General features: G+C 71.9%; 11 protein-coding genes. 6 read left to right on the plus strand and 5 right to left on the minus strand.

Going from position 1 to position 15,973, the window contains the following annotated elements; genetic code table 11:
• Positions 1-11 precede the first annotated feature (11 nt).
• Together WMF31_RS01410 and WMF31_RS01415 are read right to left on the minus strand one after the other, a co-directional pair.
• Positions 12-245, minus strand: a complete 234-nt coding sequence (locus tag WMF31_RS01410) for a hypothetical protein (protein WP_436600223.1) — start codon at positions 243-245, stop codon at positions 12-14.
• A gap of 347 nt (positions 246-592) precedes the next feature.
• Positions 593-1,519 (minus strand): SUMF1/EgtB/PvdO family nonheme iron enzyme, encoded by a 927-nt coding sequence (locus WMF31_RS01415; RefSeq protein WP_436600224.1) that lies wholly within the window; start codon positions 1,517-1,519, stop codon positions 593-595.
• A gap of 520 nt (positions 1,520-2,039) precedes the next feature.
• Here WMF31_RS01415 and ftsH point away from each other — a divergent pair.
• Together ftsH and WMF31_RS01425 are read left to right on the plus strand one after the other, a co-directional pair.
• Positions 2,040-3,917: an ATP-dependent zinc metalloprotease FtsH gene (gene ftsH, locus WMF31_RS01420; RefSeq protein WP_436600225.1), complete on the plus strand. Its 1,878-nt coding sequence runs from the start codon at positions 2,040-2,042 to the stop codon at positions 3,915-3,917.
• Positions 3,918-4,058: 141 nt separating this feature from the next.
• A complete protein-coding gene (locus WMF31_RS01425; RefSeq protein WP_436600226.1) occupies positions 4,059-5,684 on the plus strand; it encodes a hypothetical protein in 1,626 nt (541 codons plus the stop codon).
• A gap of 309 nt (positions 5,685-5,993) precedes the next feature.
• Here WMF31_RS01425 and WMF31_RS01430 read toward each other — a convergent pair whose 3' ends face one another.
• Both WMF31_RS01430 and WMF31_RS01435 read right to left on the minus strand, forming a co-directional pair.
• A complete protein-coding gene (locus WMF31_RS01430) occupies positions 5,994-6,758 on the minus strand; it encodes a hypothetical protein (RefSeq protein ID WP_436600227.1) in 765 nt (254 codons plus the stop codon).
• A 537-nt stretch (positions 6,759-7,295) separates the two neighbouring features.
• On the minus strand, positions 7,296-9,116 hold the full coding sequence (locus WMF31_RS01435) for a right-handed parallel beta-helix repeat-containing protein (RefSeq protein ID WP_436600228.1): 1,821 nt from the start codon (positions 9,114-9,116) through the stop codon (positions 7,296-7,298).
• Between the two features lie 359 nt (positions 9,117-9,475).
• Here WMF31_RS01435 and WMF31_RS01440 point away from each other — a divergent pair, with 359 nt between their 5' ends.
• From WMF31_RS01440 to WMF31_RS01455, 4 genes are all read left to right on the plus strand, one after another.
• Positions 9,476-10,036, plus strand: a complete 561-nt coding sequence (locus WMF31_RS01440) for a hypothetical protein (protein WP_436600229.1) — start codon at positions 9,476-9,478, stop codon at positions 10,034-10,036.
• Between the two features lie 222 nt (positions 10,037-10,258).
• On the plus strand, positions 10,259-11,365 hold the full coding sequence (locus WMF31_RS01445; protein ID WP_436600230.1) for a M50 family metallopeptidase: 1,107 nt from the start codon (positions 10,259-10,261) through the stop codon (positions 11,363-11,365).
• An 11-nt stretch (positions 11,366-11,376) separates the two neighbouring features.
• The gene (locus WMF31_RS01450; RefSeq protein ID WP_436600231.1) at positions 11,377-12,369 is read left to right on the plus strand and encodes a hypothetical protein; all 993 of its coding nucleotides are present in this window, start codon (positions 11,377-11,379) and stop codon (positions 12,367-12,369) included.
• Positions 12,370-12,532: 163 nt separating this feature from the next.
• A complete protein-coding gene (locus tag WMF31_RS01455; RefSeq protein ID WP_436600232.1) occupies positions 12,533-13,210 on the plus strand; it encodes a hypothetical protein in 678 nt (225 codons plus the stop codon).
• Positions 13,211-13,313: 103 nt separating this feature from the next.
• On the opposite strand, the gene WMF31_RS01460 is transcribed toward WMF31_RS01455, so the two are convergent.
• Positions 13,314-15,368: a hypothetical protein gene (locus tag WMF31_RS01460; protein WP_436600233.1), complete on the minus strand. Its 2,055-nt coding sequence runs from the start codon at positions 15,366-15,368 to the stop codon at positions 13,314-13,316.
• Between the last annotated feature and the right edge of the window lie 605 nt (positions 15,369-15,973).

Genomic DNA, 15,973 nt, shown 5'->3' on the forward strand with positions numbered 1-15,973 from the left:
ACCGGAAGACCCTACCACACCGTCTCGAGGGTCACGCCGGGGGAAAACCCGTCCGCGCGTGCAGCCATCGGCGAGAAGCCGATCGTGGCGCGCGACGGTGTCGCCGGGGCCCACCCGTACGACGACACGGCGAGCGCGCCGAGCGCGATGAGGAGCGCGGCGGCCGCCGCGCCCAGGCCGTCGCGTCGCGCGATGAGGGCTTCCTGGTGCTTGCACTCCGATGCGCGCCGAGCGCGAGCTCGCACACGCCGAGCTCCCCGGCCAGCTCGGCGCGCCGCGCGCGGGGGAGCGCCTGGCCGCGGCCTGCCTCCAGCGCGCCACGGTACGCGGCGGCGGCTTCGGCCAGGCGACCGGCACGGCGCGCCGCGTGGCCGCGCTGGAGGGCCTCGCGCGCGCTGGCGTCCGCCGCCGAGGCGGCCGGGGCAGCGGGGATCGGAGAGGGCGGGGCGGGCCCAGGCCGCGCCGACGCCGGCACGGACCCCAGCGCGAGCGCGCTGCTCAGGACCAGCGATGCGGACCGTCGCGACGGCGACAGGGCGGCACCTTACTGGAGGTTCGCCGGCGCGGGATTGCCCTCGCGGGAGAGGGGATGTCAGCGGCCGGCGGGGCTGGCGCAGCAGCGGAAGCCGGTGGAGTAGTCGTGATACGTCGGCTCGTGGGCGATCGTGGTGAAGTAGCAGCCCGCGCCGAGCTCGCTGGTGGTGCTGAAGAAGCCGCCCATGAACACGCCGCCGCCGTCGTGCCAGGGCTGATCGCGGCGGGTGACGTTCTCGAGCTCCATGCGCTGCACGAGCGCGCGATCGACCCTGTCGCTGACCCACTCGTGCAGGTTCCCGACCATGTCGTGGACGCCGAGCTCGCTCGCGCAGCCGGCGTGGTCGCCGCTCCTGGCCAGGAAGCCGGGTCTCTGGTCGAGGTCGGGGCTGTTGAAGTGCCGCTCGTAGCTCCACCCGCCCGGCGGGTGGTCGCCGAAGACCTCGCGCAAAAGGTGCGGCTTGCCGGTGTTGCACCGTCCGCGCTCGCCGCGGGGGCCATAGGGGTAGCGGTGGACGCCGTCGCCGCGGCAGGCGCGCTGCCACTCCCGCCGCGAGCAGAGGCGCTTGCCGGCGGCGACGCACGCGGCCTCGGCCTCGACGCGGCTGATGTACGCCTGCGGGAAGACGCCGGCCGCGCTCCGGGCGAGGTAGCGGACCCCCGGCTCAGGCCGCTGGAAGTACGGGTGGACGGCGAGCTCGCCGCCGTCGCCGGTGACGAGGTGCGCCTCGTAGCGATCGATGCAGAAGTTGCCGACGAGGACCATGTCGGCGGGACACGAGCCGAGCCCCTGCGCGGGGAGGGCGGGCACCCCGGTGCTGGCCGCTCCGAGCGACGGCGTCCCCGTCGGGGCGGCGCCGGCGCTGGCCGCGACGGCCGCCGGCGCGCCGCTTGGACCGCCGCGGAGCGCCGCCCCGGCGTCCGCGCTCCCGGCGACCGCAGGGGCCTGCGGGGCGTGCGCGGGGGGCGGGGCAGCCGCCGCCATCTGGGCTGCATGGAGCTCGACGGGCGCGTCCGCCTTCGGCGCGGGGCCGCCGCCATCGCTGGGCCCGGGGCACGCCGTGAGCCACAGCAGGGCAAGGAGCCAGCCTGGATGCGCGGGGCCCGATCTGCGGCGCCGGGGGCTCGGGGAGCGGTTCGACAGGGAAGCCCGGAGGGCATCGCGGGTCGGCTCGATCGGCACGGGCGGAAGTGTACACGTGCCCGGCGCACGGACCGCGGTCTATCGCGGCGCGCTTCGACCCCGTCGCCCCGCCACGCTGTCGCTCGAGCCCGTCCCGGTTCATCGCTCGCGGGGCCTGCGCTCCAGCGGGCCCCGGGCTCACGGAGATCCCATGGTCCCGGCGCGCGACATCGAAGCGCGACATCGAGACAGGACGTCAACCCCCCAGCCTTCTCGCGTGCGCTCGCTTGCCCGCGGCGGGAAGATGCCTATCGATCCGTCAGTACGTCCACGTCTCGTGATCGGAGCGGCCATCATGGATCCAGTGAAGAAGCGACGGGCGATGTTCTCTGGGATCTATCTGATTGTCGCGCTCGCCCTCCTGTGGCTCTTTCAGGCCACGGTCGCGCGGCGCTTCGAGCCTCGGGTCGTGCCCTACAGCGAGTTCCTGTCGATGCTCCAGGAAGGGCGCTTCGACGAGGTCGAGATCCGCCAGAACGAGCTCGTCGCGGCGCTCAAGCCGGGCGGGGAAGGGGACGCGCGCCCTGACGCGCGCTCGCTCGTGGAGACCACCCGGCTGCCGGGCATCGACGAGACGCACCTGTTCGAGCAGCTGGTCGCGAAGGGCGTGAAGTTCTCGGGGAAGATCGAGGTGGTCTCGTTCTGGGAGCAGCTGCTCCTGAGCTGGGCGCTGCCCCTCGCGCTCATCGCGGGCATCTATTACATGGGGTATCGCAGGCTCGGCCGGGGCGCCGGGCCGATGGCCATCGGCAAGAACCGCGCGAAGATTTACGACGTCAACCAGGAAGAGCGGGTGCGCTTCGACGACGTGGCCGGGGTGGACGAGGCCGAGGCCGAGCTCGTCGAGATCGTCGATTTCCTGAAGAGCCCCGAGAAGTACCGGGCCCTCGGCGCGCGCATCCCGAAGGGGGTCTTGCTCGTGGGGCCGCCGGGCACGGGCAAGACCCTGCTCGCCAAGGCCGTCGCGGGGGAGGCCGGCGTGCCGTTCTTCTCGCTCTCCGGATCGGAGTTCGTGGAGATGTTCGTCGGCGTGGGCGCGGCCCGCATGCGCGATCTCTTCGTGCAGGCCAAGGAGCGCGCCCCCTGCATCGTCTTCATCGACGAGCTCGACGCGATCGGGAAGTCGCGCGGGGGCGTGGCCGCGCTGGCGACGCACGACGAGCGCGAGCAGACGCTCAACCAGCTGCTCGTCGAGATGGACGGCTTCGATCCGACGGGCGGGGTCATCCTGATGGCCGCGACGAACCGCCCGGAGGTCCTCGACCCGGCGCTGCTCCGGGCGGGGCGCTTCGACCGGCAGGTGCTCGTCGACCGGCCCGACCTGAAGGGGCGCGAGGACATCCTGCGCGTCCACGTGCGCCGCCTCAAGCTGGCGGAGGGCGTCGATCTGGGGGTCGTGGCGCAGCGCACCTCCGGGATGGTGGGCGCCGATCTCGCGAACGCGGTCAACGAGGCCGCGCTGGCGGCGGCCCGCCGGGGCTCGGCGCTGGTCGAGCTGCGGGACTTCGAGGAGGCCATCGATCGGATCCAGCTCGGCCTGAAGAAGCGCAGCCGCGCGATGAACGAGGAGGAGAAGCGCCGGGTGGCGTTCCACGAGGCGGGCCATGCGCTCGTGGCGCTCTCGGTGGAGCACGCCGATCCGGTGCATCGGGTCACGATCATCCCGCGCTCGATCGGCGCGCTCGGCGCGACGCTCCAGCTCCCGACCGAGGACCGGTACCTGATGACGCGGGGCGAGCTGCGGGATCGGCTCTGCGTGATGCTGGGCGGCCGCATCGCCGAGGAGCTCTGCTGCAAGGACATCTCGACGGGCGCGCAGAACGATCTGGAGCGCGCGACGGAGACGGCGCGGCAGATGGTGTGTCGTTTCGGGATGAGCGACGCGCTCGGTCCGCTCACGTTCGGCCGCCCGGCGGGGGCGCGGTTCCTGGACAGCCCGGTGAGCCTCGGGGAGGAGCGCAATTTCAGCGAGGAGACGGCCCGCGCGATCGACGCGGAGGTGCGGGCGACCGTCACGGCGGCGTACGAGCGGAGCCGCGCCGTGCTGAAGGAGCGGCTGCCGGTGCTCCATCGCATCGCGGAGCGGCTGCTCGAGCGGGAGACGCTGGACCGGAGCGATCTGGAGGCGATCGTGCGCGCGCAGGGCGCGCCGGCGCGGGACGGCGCGCGCGCCGGCGCGCCAGCGGCGGGCGTGGCCTGAGGCCTGAGGCGGCGTCCCGTCGCGACGGGGGTGTGCCGTCGCGAGGGCGGTGTCCCCTCGCGAGGGCGGTGTCCTGGCGCAGCGCGGTGGACCCAGGGGCGCGGGCTGACTCCCTGGGCCGCTCGCTCTACGATGGCGCGCATGAAGATACGTGTGTCGCTTCGGTGCATCGTGGGGGTGGGCGTCCTGGCGGTATCCGGTTGCGGACTGGTGCTCGGCCTCGACGACTTCGAGGACGCCGCGCCGGCTGGCAGCGCGACCTCTGGCGGCGCGACATCGGCGGGGACGGGCGGAGGGGGCACGTGCGAGCCGGAGAGTGAAGTCGAGTGCTACTCCGGAGCTCCCGGGACGGAGGGCGTCGGGATCTGCCAGGCGGGGACGCAAGCGTGCAAGCAGGATGGCTCCGGCTACGAGGTGTGCTCGGGCGAGGTGACGCCGGCGGCGGAGACGTGCGCGAGCACGGAGGACGAGGACTGCGACGGGAAGGACTGCGTCGCGTGGGCGACGCTCATCGGAGGAGCGGAAGGCGAGGCGGTGAACGACGTCGCGGTGGACGCGATGGGCAATGTCTACGTGGTCGGCACGTTCGAGGGGGCGATCCCTCTGGGAGAGGATGTGCTCATTGCTTCCGGGGAGAATGACGCCTTCCTGGTCAAGTTCTCCCCGTCTGGGGAGTATCTCTGGAGCCGGCAGCTGGGGGGAATATATCACGACACTGCCTACGCGATTGCGGTCAGTCCCGAGGGAGAGGCGATTGTCGCGGTTGTTGAATTTGATACGAGGCTGGATCATAGCGAAGTGGTGCTTCAGAGATATGAGTCGAGTGGAGCCCTGTCATGGCGCAGGGCGCTGGGTGGCTCCATGTGTGGAATTGTGCCGAGTAGTGTAGGATCCATGGCCATTGTGTCGGACGGGAGCGTGGTGGTCGCGGGTATCTACTGTGGAGAGATCCGGTTCGATGAGACTCATGCTGTCTCGAACGAGACAGGGCTTCCCGATGCTTTTGTTGCCAAAATCCGGTCTTCCGACGGAGGGATCGATGGCCGTGAAGGCTGGGTGACTGTCTTTGGTGGCGATGACGTGCAGTATGTGGCCGATGTTGCTGTTGATGCTGCTGATAACGTTGTTGTTGTTGGTAGCTTTTGGGGGGAGCTGCGGTTTGGTGACGCTTCGCTCCAGTCAGCCGGGAATGCGGATGCGTTTGTTGCTAAGCTGACGAATCTTGGTCTTGTGAGTTGGGTGAGGTCGTCTGGCGGAGTCCATGGGGATAGATTCGATTCTGTAGCAGTGGACCGATTCGGTGGGCCGGTTGTTGTGGGTGTGTTTAATGGCACATTCGATCTCGGTGGCGGGGAGATTACTGTCGGCAAGGTCACGCATGTGGTGTCCAGGTATACTACGTCGAATATCTACAGGTGGCATCGGACGTTCGATATGGATGATGTGCTTCTCGGGGGGCTGTCGGTCGATGCCCGTGGTGAGTCGTTGATTGTGGGGGGATTGATTGGTGATGTGGAGCTGGATGGTGAGACGGTTCATCCGATCTCTGCGGATGATTTGCTTCTCGTGAAGATGGGCGAACGGGGAGACCTGTTGTGGGCCAGAGCGTTTGGTCATGTGGGGAATCGCGGTGCTGTCGCTCTTGCGCATTCCGATGCTCATGGGTTGTTCGTCGTCGGGAGGGCGAACGGCATGGCGGACTTTGGTGCTGGAGCGATGGTTCCGGACGGGGAGAGTGATGGGTTCGTGGCGAAGTTTGTTCCGTGATGCGGGCGAGCGCAGGGGCAAGTGCAACTCCAGCGAGGGGCCTGCCCGCGCGATCGATGTCGCGGCGCGCGCAGCCTTGCTGGTTGCGTACGAGCGAAGCCGCGCCCTCCTGGATGGGCGCTGCCGTCGCTCCATCGCATCGCGGAGCGTCGCTCAAGGGGGAGAGGATGGACCGGGCTGGCCTGGAGGCGATCCTGCGTGCGCGCCGAGGCTCTTGTGGCGCGCGCGCCGTGGGGCCGGCGTGGCGCCACGGCGCAGGCGATGAGGCCGTTCAGCCCGGCATAGCCGCCCCGATCTGGCGCCGGCTATCTAGTCGCAGGGATTCGCGACAGCCGCGCAGCTCTCACTGCAGCTCGTGCAGGCGCAGGAATACACATCGCCATACTTCTGCGCGGCGCCAGGGGAGGCCGCGTCGCACGCATCGAAGCATGAAGGCTGCGGATCGTTCGCGAAGCACAGGAACGCGCAAGCCGCCCACGCTTGGCACACTGGATCATTATCAAGGCAGCTGTCCAGACAGCCGCCCTGAGTAGCGCATTCGCCGCACGCGGCGCCGTCTGCTTGTTCCTCGCCCGCGCATGCGACGGCGCACTCGATGAATTCCTGGTTGTCAGTGCTGAGGTCGGAGCACTCCCCGGCATCGACGACGCACTGGGCAATGCACTCGTTCTGCGGGCTCCCGCAGTCCAAGGGCATGTCCTTGCAAAGGTCCGCGCCACATTCAACTGCGCGCGCGCACGCCTCATCGCACACGTTCCCGCTGTCACTCCCGCCCTCGCCGCTCGCGCCGCCCTCGTTGGCGCCGCCCTCGCCGCTCGCGCCGCCTTCGTTGGCGCCGCCCTCGCCGCTCGCGCCGCCCTCGTTGGCGCCGCCCTCGCCGTCAGCGCCGCCTTCGTTGGCGCCGCCCTCGCCGTCAGCGCCGCCTTCGTTGGCGCCGTCCTCGCCGCCGGTTCCGCTCGTGGTCGTCCTCGTCGTCGTCCCCCCGCTCCCGCCGTCTCCACCGGGGTTCTCCGAGCTGTCGCCCGAGCACGCCGCGAGCGCCGCGCTTGCCGCGATACAAACCATGATAACCAAAGAAGAAGTTCTTCTACGCATCGCCAATCTCCTTGGGCACGCCGCGGAGGTTCCACGGAATTGCGCCCAACACGGTGCGATCGTTCGTCTACTTCGGACCCCCGGCAAGATTTTTCGCCCGCATGCACATGTTTCACTGTGAGCGTCTTCGCGGTCTCTTCCTTCCAGGGTCCGGGGGCGGCGCCTTCCGGATCCGTCTCGCGGACCCGGCCACGCCCGGTCTGCCCCTGCCCCGCACGTCCTCGGCATAGTTCGACTTGGCTGGATTCCTCGACCGCAGCAGCCCCAGCAACTTCTGTGGCAGCCTCAGCAGCCCGCAACAGCTCAGCAACCCGCAGCAGCTCAGCAGCCCGCAGCAGCCCGCAACGGCTCAGCAGCCCGCAGCAGCCCGCAACGGCTCAGCAGCCCGCAGCAGCCCGCAACGGCTCAGCAACCCGCGGCAGTCCGCAACGGCTCAGCAGCCCGCAGCAGCCTCAACAAGCCTGCAACCGCCCTGAGGGTCCCCCGCAGCCGTCGCAGCAGCCTCGGCAGCCTCCCTCAGCCCCCCGGCGACAGCGCCCCGAGCTCCGCGCCGTTGCGCTTGTTCCCGAGCAGATCCCGCGCCGGCATCTCGCGCGCGTCGCCCTGTCCGAGCAGCATCTTCGACGACGGCTTGGGCCGGAAATCCGGGCGGTTCGGGTTGAGCTTCCACCAGCTCCCCTCCAGGACCACCCACGGCTCCTCGCTCGCGCGCACCACCTCCGCCGCGAACCGCGCGCGCGTGATCCCCGTGATGGCCCGCGTCTCCGGCAGCGCCGCCGCCAGGCGCTTCAGCGCCGCCGGCATCCCGCCGTAGCTCACCTGGGTTACCACGTTGTTGCCCGCGTCGAACCGGTAGATGCTCGTGTTCAGCACCTCGATCGACGCCGAGGCGTCGTTGATCAGGATGTTGTTCCGCAGCCGGCAACCCCAGCTCCCGTTGCCGCACTGGAGCGCGGCCCGGCCGCCGTTGCTCATGATCACGGTGTTGTTGCGGATCAGGTTGTTGCGGCACCCCCAGAGGGGCAGCGCGTCAGGGCCGCTCACCTGCTCCGGCGAGCGAGGGCCCGGCTCCACGTAGGCCCGGTCGAACGGGTTCGCGTTGTCCCACTGCGCGATGCCGTGGGCGAAGTTCCCGTAGACGAGGTTGTTCTGAATCAGCGAGTCCGACAGCCCGGCCAGGTTGATCGCCCCGCCGCCGGCGCGCCCGTTACCGTTCATCACGTTCTGTTCGATGATGTAATTGACGCCCCGGCCGTCGGGAAACCCGTGCTCGCCGAACCGCTCCGTGGCGAGCTTCATCAACCCCGCAGCCCAGGCGCGCGTCGGCTCCATCGGCGGATAGCCCCGGAAGGCCGGATGCCGCAACACCTCCTCGAGCGACGCCTCCGGATCCAGGTTCGCCTGGAACCCTCCTGCGTTGTTGCCGAAGAACACGTTGCGCCTCACCACATAGTTGTCCGAGCCGTCCGAGGCGTACGCGCCATGCTCGCGCGCCGAGAAGGCGAACAGGTTGTCCTGCAGGAGGACGGAGTGGCTGTCGGTGGAGTGGAACCCCCAGGTCCGGTGGTGATGAGAGAAGTTGCCGACCAGCGCGATGTGGTGCGCGAGCTTGCCCGTCTCGGCGAACGCCCCGTCGACCATGATCCCCGCGCCCCGTCCGCCCGCGCTCTGGGCGCTCTGCGCGCCCGGCGCGCTGCTCCCGGCGATGTTGAAGCCCTCGACCACCACGTGGTGCGCGGCCCTGAGATAGATCATCCAGCGCGGGTCGGCGGCGCACGGCCGGTTGATCACGACCTCGCCGGGGCGCCCCATCGCCTTGAAATGAAGGAACCGCTCCTGGCCGGCGCTCGGCTCGTCATCGAGCGAGAATCCCGCGTATGTCCCGGGCAACACCGCGACGAGGTCTCCGCCCCGGGCCGCGTCCGCGGCCTCCTGGAGCGTCGCGAACGCGCGCGTGACGGGGACCTCCTGCAGCTCGGCCGCGGCGCCGCGCGCGTTCAGATCGAGCGCGCCGACCCGGATCGTGGCGGGGGCCGGCGCGCCGACGACGAGGACGCGCTCGTAGCGCCGCTGGAGCTTCAGCGTCTTGCTCACCCACTCGTCCGAGTCCAGCGTCTTCACGAACGGCTCGACGCCGGCCGCTGGAGCCGGCGCCTCCGGCGGCGTGGGCGGGGCCGGCGGCGTCTTCTGCGGCCCCGGCGGCTGCGCCGCCTCCTCGGCCGGCGGCCCGGCGACATGGACCGTCGGTCCGCAGGCGAGCGCGCCGAGCGCGATGAGCACGCAGCCGAGGCGCGAGTACGTGCGGGTCCGTTCCGTGGCGCTTGTCGGTCCTCTCATCTGGATGCTCCGGCGAGGGCCGCCCCTCCGCGGCGCGCGGGCTCATGCGGCGGCAGGCCCCTGTTTACCTCGAAGCGCGCGCGTCAGCCAGGCGAGCGCGCCGTGCGGCGAGCTCCCGCGCGTCAGCCAGGCGAGCGCGCTCGCCTGGTTGACGCGCGGTCCCGGCGCAGCGCGGTCCCGGCGCAGCGCGGTCCCGGCGCAGCGCGGTCCCGGCGCAGCGCGGTCCCGGCGCAGCGCGGTCCCGGCGCAGCGCTCCGGATCAGGTGCGACATCGCCGTCCAGCGGTGGTCGTGGTGGCGAGGGGCCGTCGGGGTGGCCGTTCGCTTCCTTCGCTGCCGTTCCTTTGATACGAAGAGCTCATGAAAGCGCTCCCCTCGCTCGTGAGTGTTGCCCTCGCCGGCGCCACCCTCCTTGCGCTCGCGCCCGAGGCGCAGGCGAACATCAAGAATCCGAACGACCACCCCGACTACTTCGCCGAGCTCGAGCCGCACGGCAATTTCGTGTTCTGGCGGCGCGACTACGGCCTGCGCAACTACCGCAGGTACCGGGACTTCGGGGACCCGGAGTTCGGCGTCGGCTTCCGGGCGACGATCGAGCTCGCGGATCCGGCTTTCATCCCCAGGCTCAACAACACGGTCGGCATCTCGTTCGGCCTGGATCTCACGAACTGCAGGTATTGCTATGACGACTTCACCCTGTGGAGTCCGGTCACCATGCAGTGGAACTTCTTCTTCACCGATCAGTGGAGCGCGTTCGCCGACCTCGGCGTCGCCATCCGGTCCGACGGCTTCTACCGGGATGCCTGGTTCGACGTCATCGGTATGATCGGCGGCCGGTACCACTTCAACGACGACATCTCGCTGACGATGCGCATCGGCTACCCGTTCGTCAGCTTCGGGGTGTCGTTCTTCGTCGGCTGATCCGCTCCTTGCGGGCTCTCCGCCGCGCCTCGTAGCCCCCCCTCTCTCCAGCTCGCGCCGCTCCAGCTCGCGCCGCGGCCCTGCTTCCGAGCCGCGCCGGGGAGACGGCGCGCGGCCTCTGCCGTCGGCGGCGCGATTCGCCGGGGGGATGCGCGAGGCGAGCGTGCGGGGCGGACAGCGCGCGCGTGCGGATGGGCCCCGCCCTGGTTAGACTAGCCGGAGATGGTCGGCTGGTATCTGGTAGGCATCCTCGGTCTTGCCCTGCTGATGGTGGTCCACGAGGGCGGGCACTATCTCGCCGCGCGCGCCTACGGCATGCGCGTCCTGAAGTTCTCGATCGGCTTCGGCCCCACCTTCTTCAAGGTCGTCCCGAAGGACGGGTACTTCTGGTTCACGACCGCCGCGGACAAGATCCGCGTGCGGCTCTGGCGTCACGACCCGGTGAAGCACGGCCCCACCGTGTTCCAGGTCGCGATGATCCCCTTCCTCGCGTACGTGCAGATCGCGGGGATGAACCCGCTCGAGGAGGTCGATCCCGAGGACAAGGGCAGCTACGCGAACGCGAGCCTGATGGGCCGGATCGCGGCGATCTTCGCCGGTCCGCTGGCCAACTACCTGTTCGCCTCGGTGCTCTTCTTCGCGAGCCTGATGGTGGGCGGCAAGCCCTACCGCCTGACCGAGGTCGGCGTGGTCGCCGGGATGCCGGCGGCGGCCGCCAACCTGAAGGACGGCGACCGCATCGTCGAGATCGACGGGACGCCGGTGAAGGAGTGGGAGAAGATGGCCGAGATCATCTCCCGCAACCCGGGCCGGCCGCTCGATCTCGTCGTCGAGCGCGGCGACGAGCGGATCCAGACCACGGTCACGCCCGCGAACGAGAACGGCTCCGGCAAGATCGGCGTGATGGCCATCGGCCCGGTCCACTCGGCGCCGGTGACCATGAAGGAGGCCGCGGTGATCGCGGTGACCAAGCCGCCGAAGGTCGTGAAGAGCCTGGTCGTGGGGCTCGGCCAGTACATCACGGGCAAGGTCGACGGTGAGCTCGGCGGCCCGAAGCGGATGATCGAGGAGACCGCGCACGCGGCCAAGCGCGGGTGGGCCGAGGGGCTCGAGTTTTTGGGCCTGCTCTCGGCGTACCTCGGCGCCTTCAACCTGATCCCGTTCCCGGCGCTCGACGGCGGCCGCCTGATGTTCCTCTTCTACGAGGCCGCCACGCGGCGCCGGCCCAACGCCCGCATCGAGGCGCACATCCACCTGGTCGGCGTGTTCATGCTCATCGGGCTGATGATCTACGTCACGGCCAACGATTTCGGCCTCGGGTCGAAGTAGCTCCCCCCGGCGTGGCATCGCGGCCGCCCGCGCGGGTTCTGGCGTCGGCCGGGCGCCTCGCCCGGGCGGCGGCCTGGCTCTCGCTGCTCCCGCTGGCCGCGCGGCCGGGCGCCGCGCTGGCCGCGCCGCCGGGCCCGGGATCGTGGGCCGACGAGGAGGAGGCGGCGGCCGTCTTCGACGTCCCCGCGCCCCCGACGCTCCCCGGGCTCACGCGGCGCGATCCGACCTTCACCTTCGAGTACACGGCGGCCGTCATCGAGCCCGAGTCGGCGAGCCGCGCGGGGGGCAGGAGCGCCCTCGCCTGGTACGCGCACGGCGACCTCGAGGTGCCGCTCGTGCCCCGCAAGTGGTTCGTCGGCGCGGCGCACGACCTCGCCGCCGCGAGCGTCCCGGGGGTCGAGGGGTCGGTGCTGCTCGGGAGCCCCGAGCTCTACGGGCGCGGCGTCTGGTCGAGCGTGCGCGGGCTCTCCTCGGGCGGAGGCTTCGGCGTCGTGCTGCCGGTCCCGCGCGACGTCTCGCCCGCCGAGGACGAGGTGCTGCGCACGGCGCGCGTGGTGCGGCCGTGGGACGAGACCCGCTTCCGGGATCTCACGCTCACGTTCCGGCCCTGGTTCGACATGCGGCACATCACCGGGCCGTTCATCTTCCAGCTCCGGCAAGGCCTCGACTGGTCGCTGGTCGTGCGCGGCCTCCGGCCCGGAGAGCGCCGCACCGACATCACGGCGCACGTCGCGTTCTACCTCGGCTACCGGCTCTCGAGGCCGGTCGGGCTGGGGCTGGAGCTCTGGGAGGTCTACCCGCTGACCGAGGGACTGCGGGACAACAAGCGCGCGACGTTCGCGATCTCGCCGAGCATCCGCTTCATCCTGGCCAACGTGCAGCCGGCGCTGAGCGTGCTCTTGCCGCTCGCGACGCCGCTGCGCGGCGACGTCGACTCGTACTACGCCGCGCGCATCAACGTCGGGTTCTCCTTCCCGACGAAGGCGCCCAGGGCGCCCCGGTAGCGCGCGCGCCGGGGCAGGGCGGGCGAGGTGAGCTCGCACCCCCGCTCGAGCGCGTGCATCCGGCGCGGCGGCTGGGTACCCTGGGCGCGTGGTCAATGCGGCATGGAGCCGGCGCGCTCTGGTCACCGCGGCTCGCGCGGCTCGCGCGGCTCTCGTGGCTCTCATGGCGTTGCTCGGATCGACCGGCTGCGCGACCCAGCTCGTGAGCCTGAGCGAGGGGCCACGCGAGTACGTGGCCACGGACTACGAGAACGTGCTGCGCGCCTGGACGCGCACGGAGCACCTGTTCGCGCTCTCGGAGCTCGACAACTTCCTCACGGCCACCGCCACCTTCGAGTCGTGGGATTTCCGCTGGGCGTACGTGGTCCGCTACGCGCAGGACTACCGCCTCACGATCGATCAGCGGCAGAAGCTCCTCGAGAAGACGCTCGAGGAGACGCACCAGCGGCACCAGTTCTTCGTCGCGATCTTCGGGGGCGTGCGCAAGTACAACGATCTCACGGCGCCGAACAGCGCGTGGATCGTCCGGCTGATCGACGACACCGGCAACGAGACGGCGCCCGAGGAGATCATCGCGATCACGAAGCCGAACGCGCTCGAGCGGACGTACTTCCCGTACAACACGGTGTGGCGGCAGGCGTTCCGCATCCGCTTCCCGCGCACGACGGCGGACGGGAGGCAGACGATCTCGCCGAGCGCGAAGTGGTTCGGGCTCCGCTTCGCGGGGGCGCAGGGCAACAGCGAGCTGGTCTGGCAGCTCGCGGAGGACGAGGAGCCCGCGGCGCCCGTCGAGCTGGAGCAGGAGGCCGCGCGGCCGCGGCGTCCGGTCGCGGGCCGGTGAGCGGCCGGCGGTGGGGCGGCGGCGCTCCCACGGGACGAGGACGGCGCGGCGCGCCCGAGGGCCAGCGGGGCGTCGGGCCGCGGCGCTCGCCGCGCTCGCCGCGCTAGGCGTGCATCGAGACGGCCTGGGCGAGGATGGAGAGCATCTCCGGCGTGCTCTCGAACAGCTCGCGCAGCGTGGGGTGGTCGGCGACGAGCACGAGCGCGCCGCCGGTGGCCGCGCGCGCAATGGACGGCGCCGGCTGACCCGCGAGCAGCTCGGAGGCGAACAGGAGCTCTCCGGGCCTGGCGGCGCCGGCGCTCTGCCGCGATCGCTCCTCGATCAGATCCAGCGCGCCGGCCCCGATGATCACGAGCCCGGGCATGGGATTGCCGGCGTGGATGAGCTGCTCGCCGGGCTCCAGGACGCGGAGGCGCAGGCGGCCGAGGACGCGGCGGAGCAGCGGCTCCTCGAGTTCGCCGAGCGGCCCCATCGTGGCTCCAGCGAGGGCCTGGAGCCGGTCGGCGACGCCGCGCAGCTCGTCGACCACCCAGGGGCAGGTGCGGAGCGCGTTGTCGATGGTCGTCTGGTCCCAGATCGCCACCCGCGCGCCGCCGGCGCCGGCGACGACGCGCAGCGGGATCCCTTCCTGGAGCGTCCCGCGCGACGGCACGAGCGTCCGGGTGGCCGCGCGCTCGGCCGGCGTATCGACGATGTTCGCGCACACGGAGGCGCTCCCGGTGAGCACCAGCGCCGCCCCGTAGACGGCGAGCTCCTCGTCGGGCGCGAGATTGCCGACGTGCGCTGCGCGCGCGAGCTCGTCGTGCATCCCCTCGGGGAGGTCGGCGAACGCCTCGATGTGCTCGAGCTCGCGGCCGGTGAGGGCCTCGGCTCCCACCGCGTCGTGCGCCGCCGCGTCGTGGGCCGCCGCAGCGTGCGCCGCCGCGTCGTGGGCCGCCGCAGCGTGCGCCGCCGCGTCGTGGGCCGCCGCAGCGTGCGCCGCCGCGTCGTGGGCCGCCGCAGCGTGCGCCGCGGGAGTCTCCAGCAGCTCCGGGGCGGGGGCGGACGCTGGCTGCGGGGCGAGGTCGTCCGCGAGCGCCGGTGCGGGTCGGGCCGCGAGCGCCGGCGCGGGGTCGGGCGCGGCGCTCGCTTGCTGCGCTGCGGCCGGCGCGGCCGGCGCGTCGAGAAGATCGAGACGTCGGCCTGCATCCGGTCCGGGCAACCCCATCGCGGTCGGCTCGGGCGGCGCCCCGGCGCTCTCGCGGAGAGCGCCGGCCGGGGCCAGCCTGTCGGCCGCAGCAGCGCGTGGCGGCAGCGGCTCGGCAGGCTCCTCGTCGAGCGCGATGTCCGCGTCATCGAGCACCTCTTCATCGGATGCATCGACATCGGCCGCGTCGACCTCAGGCGTGGAAGCCGAGCGAGTTTCGGCCCCGGGCGTGGGAGCCGGGCGAGCGAGCTCGGGCTGCGGACGCGCCGGCTCCTTGGTCCCGTCGGCGGCGGGCCTGCTCACGCCAGGGCCAGCCGCCGCGCGCCGACCGTCGTCCTGCTGCGGCGCAGGGGGCGAGCGGTCGAGCGGCGATGAGGGCGGCGCCTGGGTCTCGAGATCGCTGTCAGAGAGCTCGACGACGACGGTTCCATCCGGTGTCGACACCGGCGGCGGCTCTTCTGCGATCGGCAGAGGCTCGGGCTCGTCGTTCCCGCTCGCGGCCAGGGCGCTCTTTTTCGCGGGAATGGCGGCGGCCGCGGACCCGAGGTGTCCGGGCGGCGCGCTCCCGGGGTGCGTGGGGGGCCGGGGGCGCGCCGGCGGCGATGGAGGCCCGGGGGGGCGCCCCGAGATCGGCTTGCGCTTGAGCGTCAGATCGAGCGGCGCTGCGGACGTGATGACCTCATCGTCATCGCCCACCTGCGGCGTGGAGGGCGACCGGCGAGCCACGAGGTACGTGTCGCCGCTCGGGGTCATGGTCTCCTGCGGGGGTCGGGGCGGCGCGGCCGCTTCCGCATCGTCGGACCAGGGATCGAGGATGGGCTCGCGCGGTTTGCGCTTCGGTGCGCCCGCTCCCTGGGCGAGGGGAGCCGCTACGGCGCGGGCCTGCTCGGGCGGCGTATCCTGATCCTCCACGAGGATCTCGGCGATGTCCTCCTCTTGCCCGGGTTCCTCGACGCGCGGCGCCGAGGTCACGACCTGCGGTGGCGCCGGGGGCGACAACGACGCGGCAGGCGGCGGGTGCGGCGCGGCAGGTGGAGGCGCCGCGGTTGCGGGCAAAGACGGCAGGGGCGGGGCGTGCTGCGGATGCGGCGGCGGGGGGGCGGCGGACGGCTGTAGCACCGGCGGAGGCGAGGCCTGCTGCGGATGCGGCGGCGCGACGGGCGGCGGTGGCGCGATGGACGGCGGCCGCCCCGGCGGAGGCGAGGCCTGCTGCGGATGCGGCGGCGCGACGGACGGTGGCGGCGCGACGGACGGCGGTCGCCCCGGCGGGGGCAGGGCCTGCTGCGGATGCGGCGGCGCGACGGGCGGCGGCGCGGCGGACGCCAGCGCGGGCGGCGGAGGCTGCGGGCGCGGCGGCCCGAAGGACGGCGGGTGCGGCGCCGGTGGAGGCACGACCTGTGGCCGCGGCGGCGCAGCGGACGGCGGGGGAATCGCCGGCGTGAAGGAGGGCGGCAGCGCCGGCGGATGTCCGAAGGATGGCGGGTGGGACGGCGACGGCGAGGGCCCGGACGCCGGCGGATGCGTCAGGGGCGCGGCCGTTCCCGGCGGAGGCGGCGGGGGCGCGGAGGCATGCCGTG

It is taken from the genome of Sorangium sp. So ce1036, from assembly GCF_051369805.1.
Lineage (GTDB): Bacteria > Myxococcota_A > Polyangia > Polyangiales > Polyangiaceae > Sorangium > Sorangium cellulosum_F.

What these genes read in the sequence shown, in the direction of transcription:
- WMF31_RS01415 (WP_436600224.1), bottom strand. Translation starts at nt 1,519, where the DNA reads ATGGCGGCGGCTGCCCCGCCCCCCGCGCACGCCCCGCAGGCCCCTGCG.
- ftsH (WP_436600225.1), top strand. Translation starts at nt 2,040, where the DNA reads ATGTTCTCTGGGATCTATCTGATTGTCGCGCTCGCCCTCCTGTGGCTC.
- WMF31_RS01425 (WP_436600226.1), top strand. Translation starts at nt 4,059, where the DNA reads ATGAAGATACGTGTGTCGCTTCGGTGCATCGTGGGGGTGGGCGTCCTG.
- WMF31_RS01435 (WP_436600228.1), bottom strand. Translation starts at nt 9,116, where the DNA reads ATGAGAGGACCGACAAGCGCCACGGAACGGACCCGCACGTACTCGCGC.
- WMF31_RS01440 (WP_436600229.1), top strand. Translation starts at nt 9,476, where the DNA reads ATGAAAGCGCTCCCCTCGCTCGTGAGTGTTGCCCTCGCCGGCGCCACC.
- WMF31_RS01445 (WP_436600230.1), top strand. Translation starts at nt 10,259, where the DNA reads ATGGTCGGCTGGTATCTGGTAGGCATCCTCGGTCTTGCCCTGCTGATG.
- WMF31_RS01455 (WP_436600232.1), top strand. Translation starts at nt 12,533, where the DNA reads ATGGCGTTGCTCGGATCGACCGGCTGCGCGACCCAGCTCGTGAGCCTG.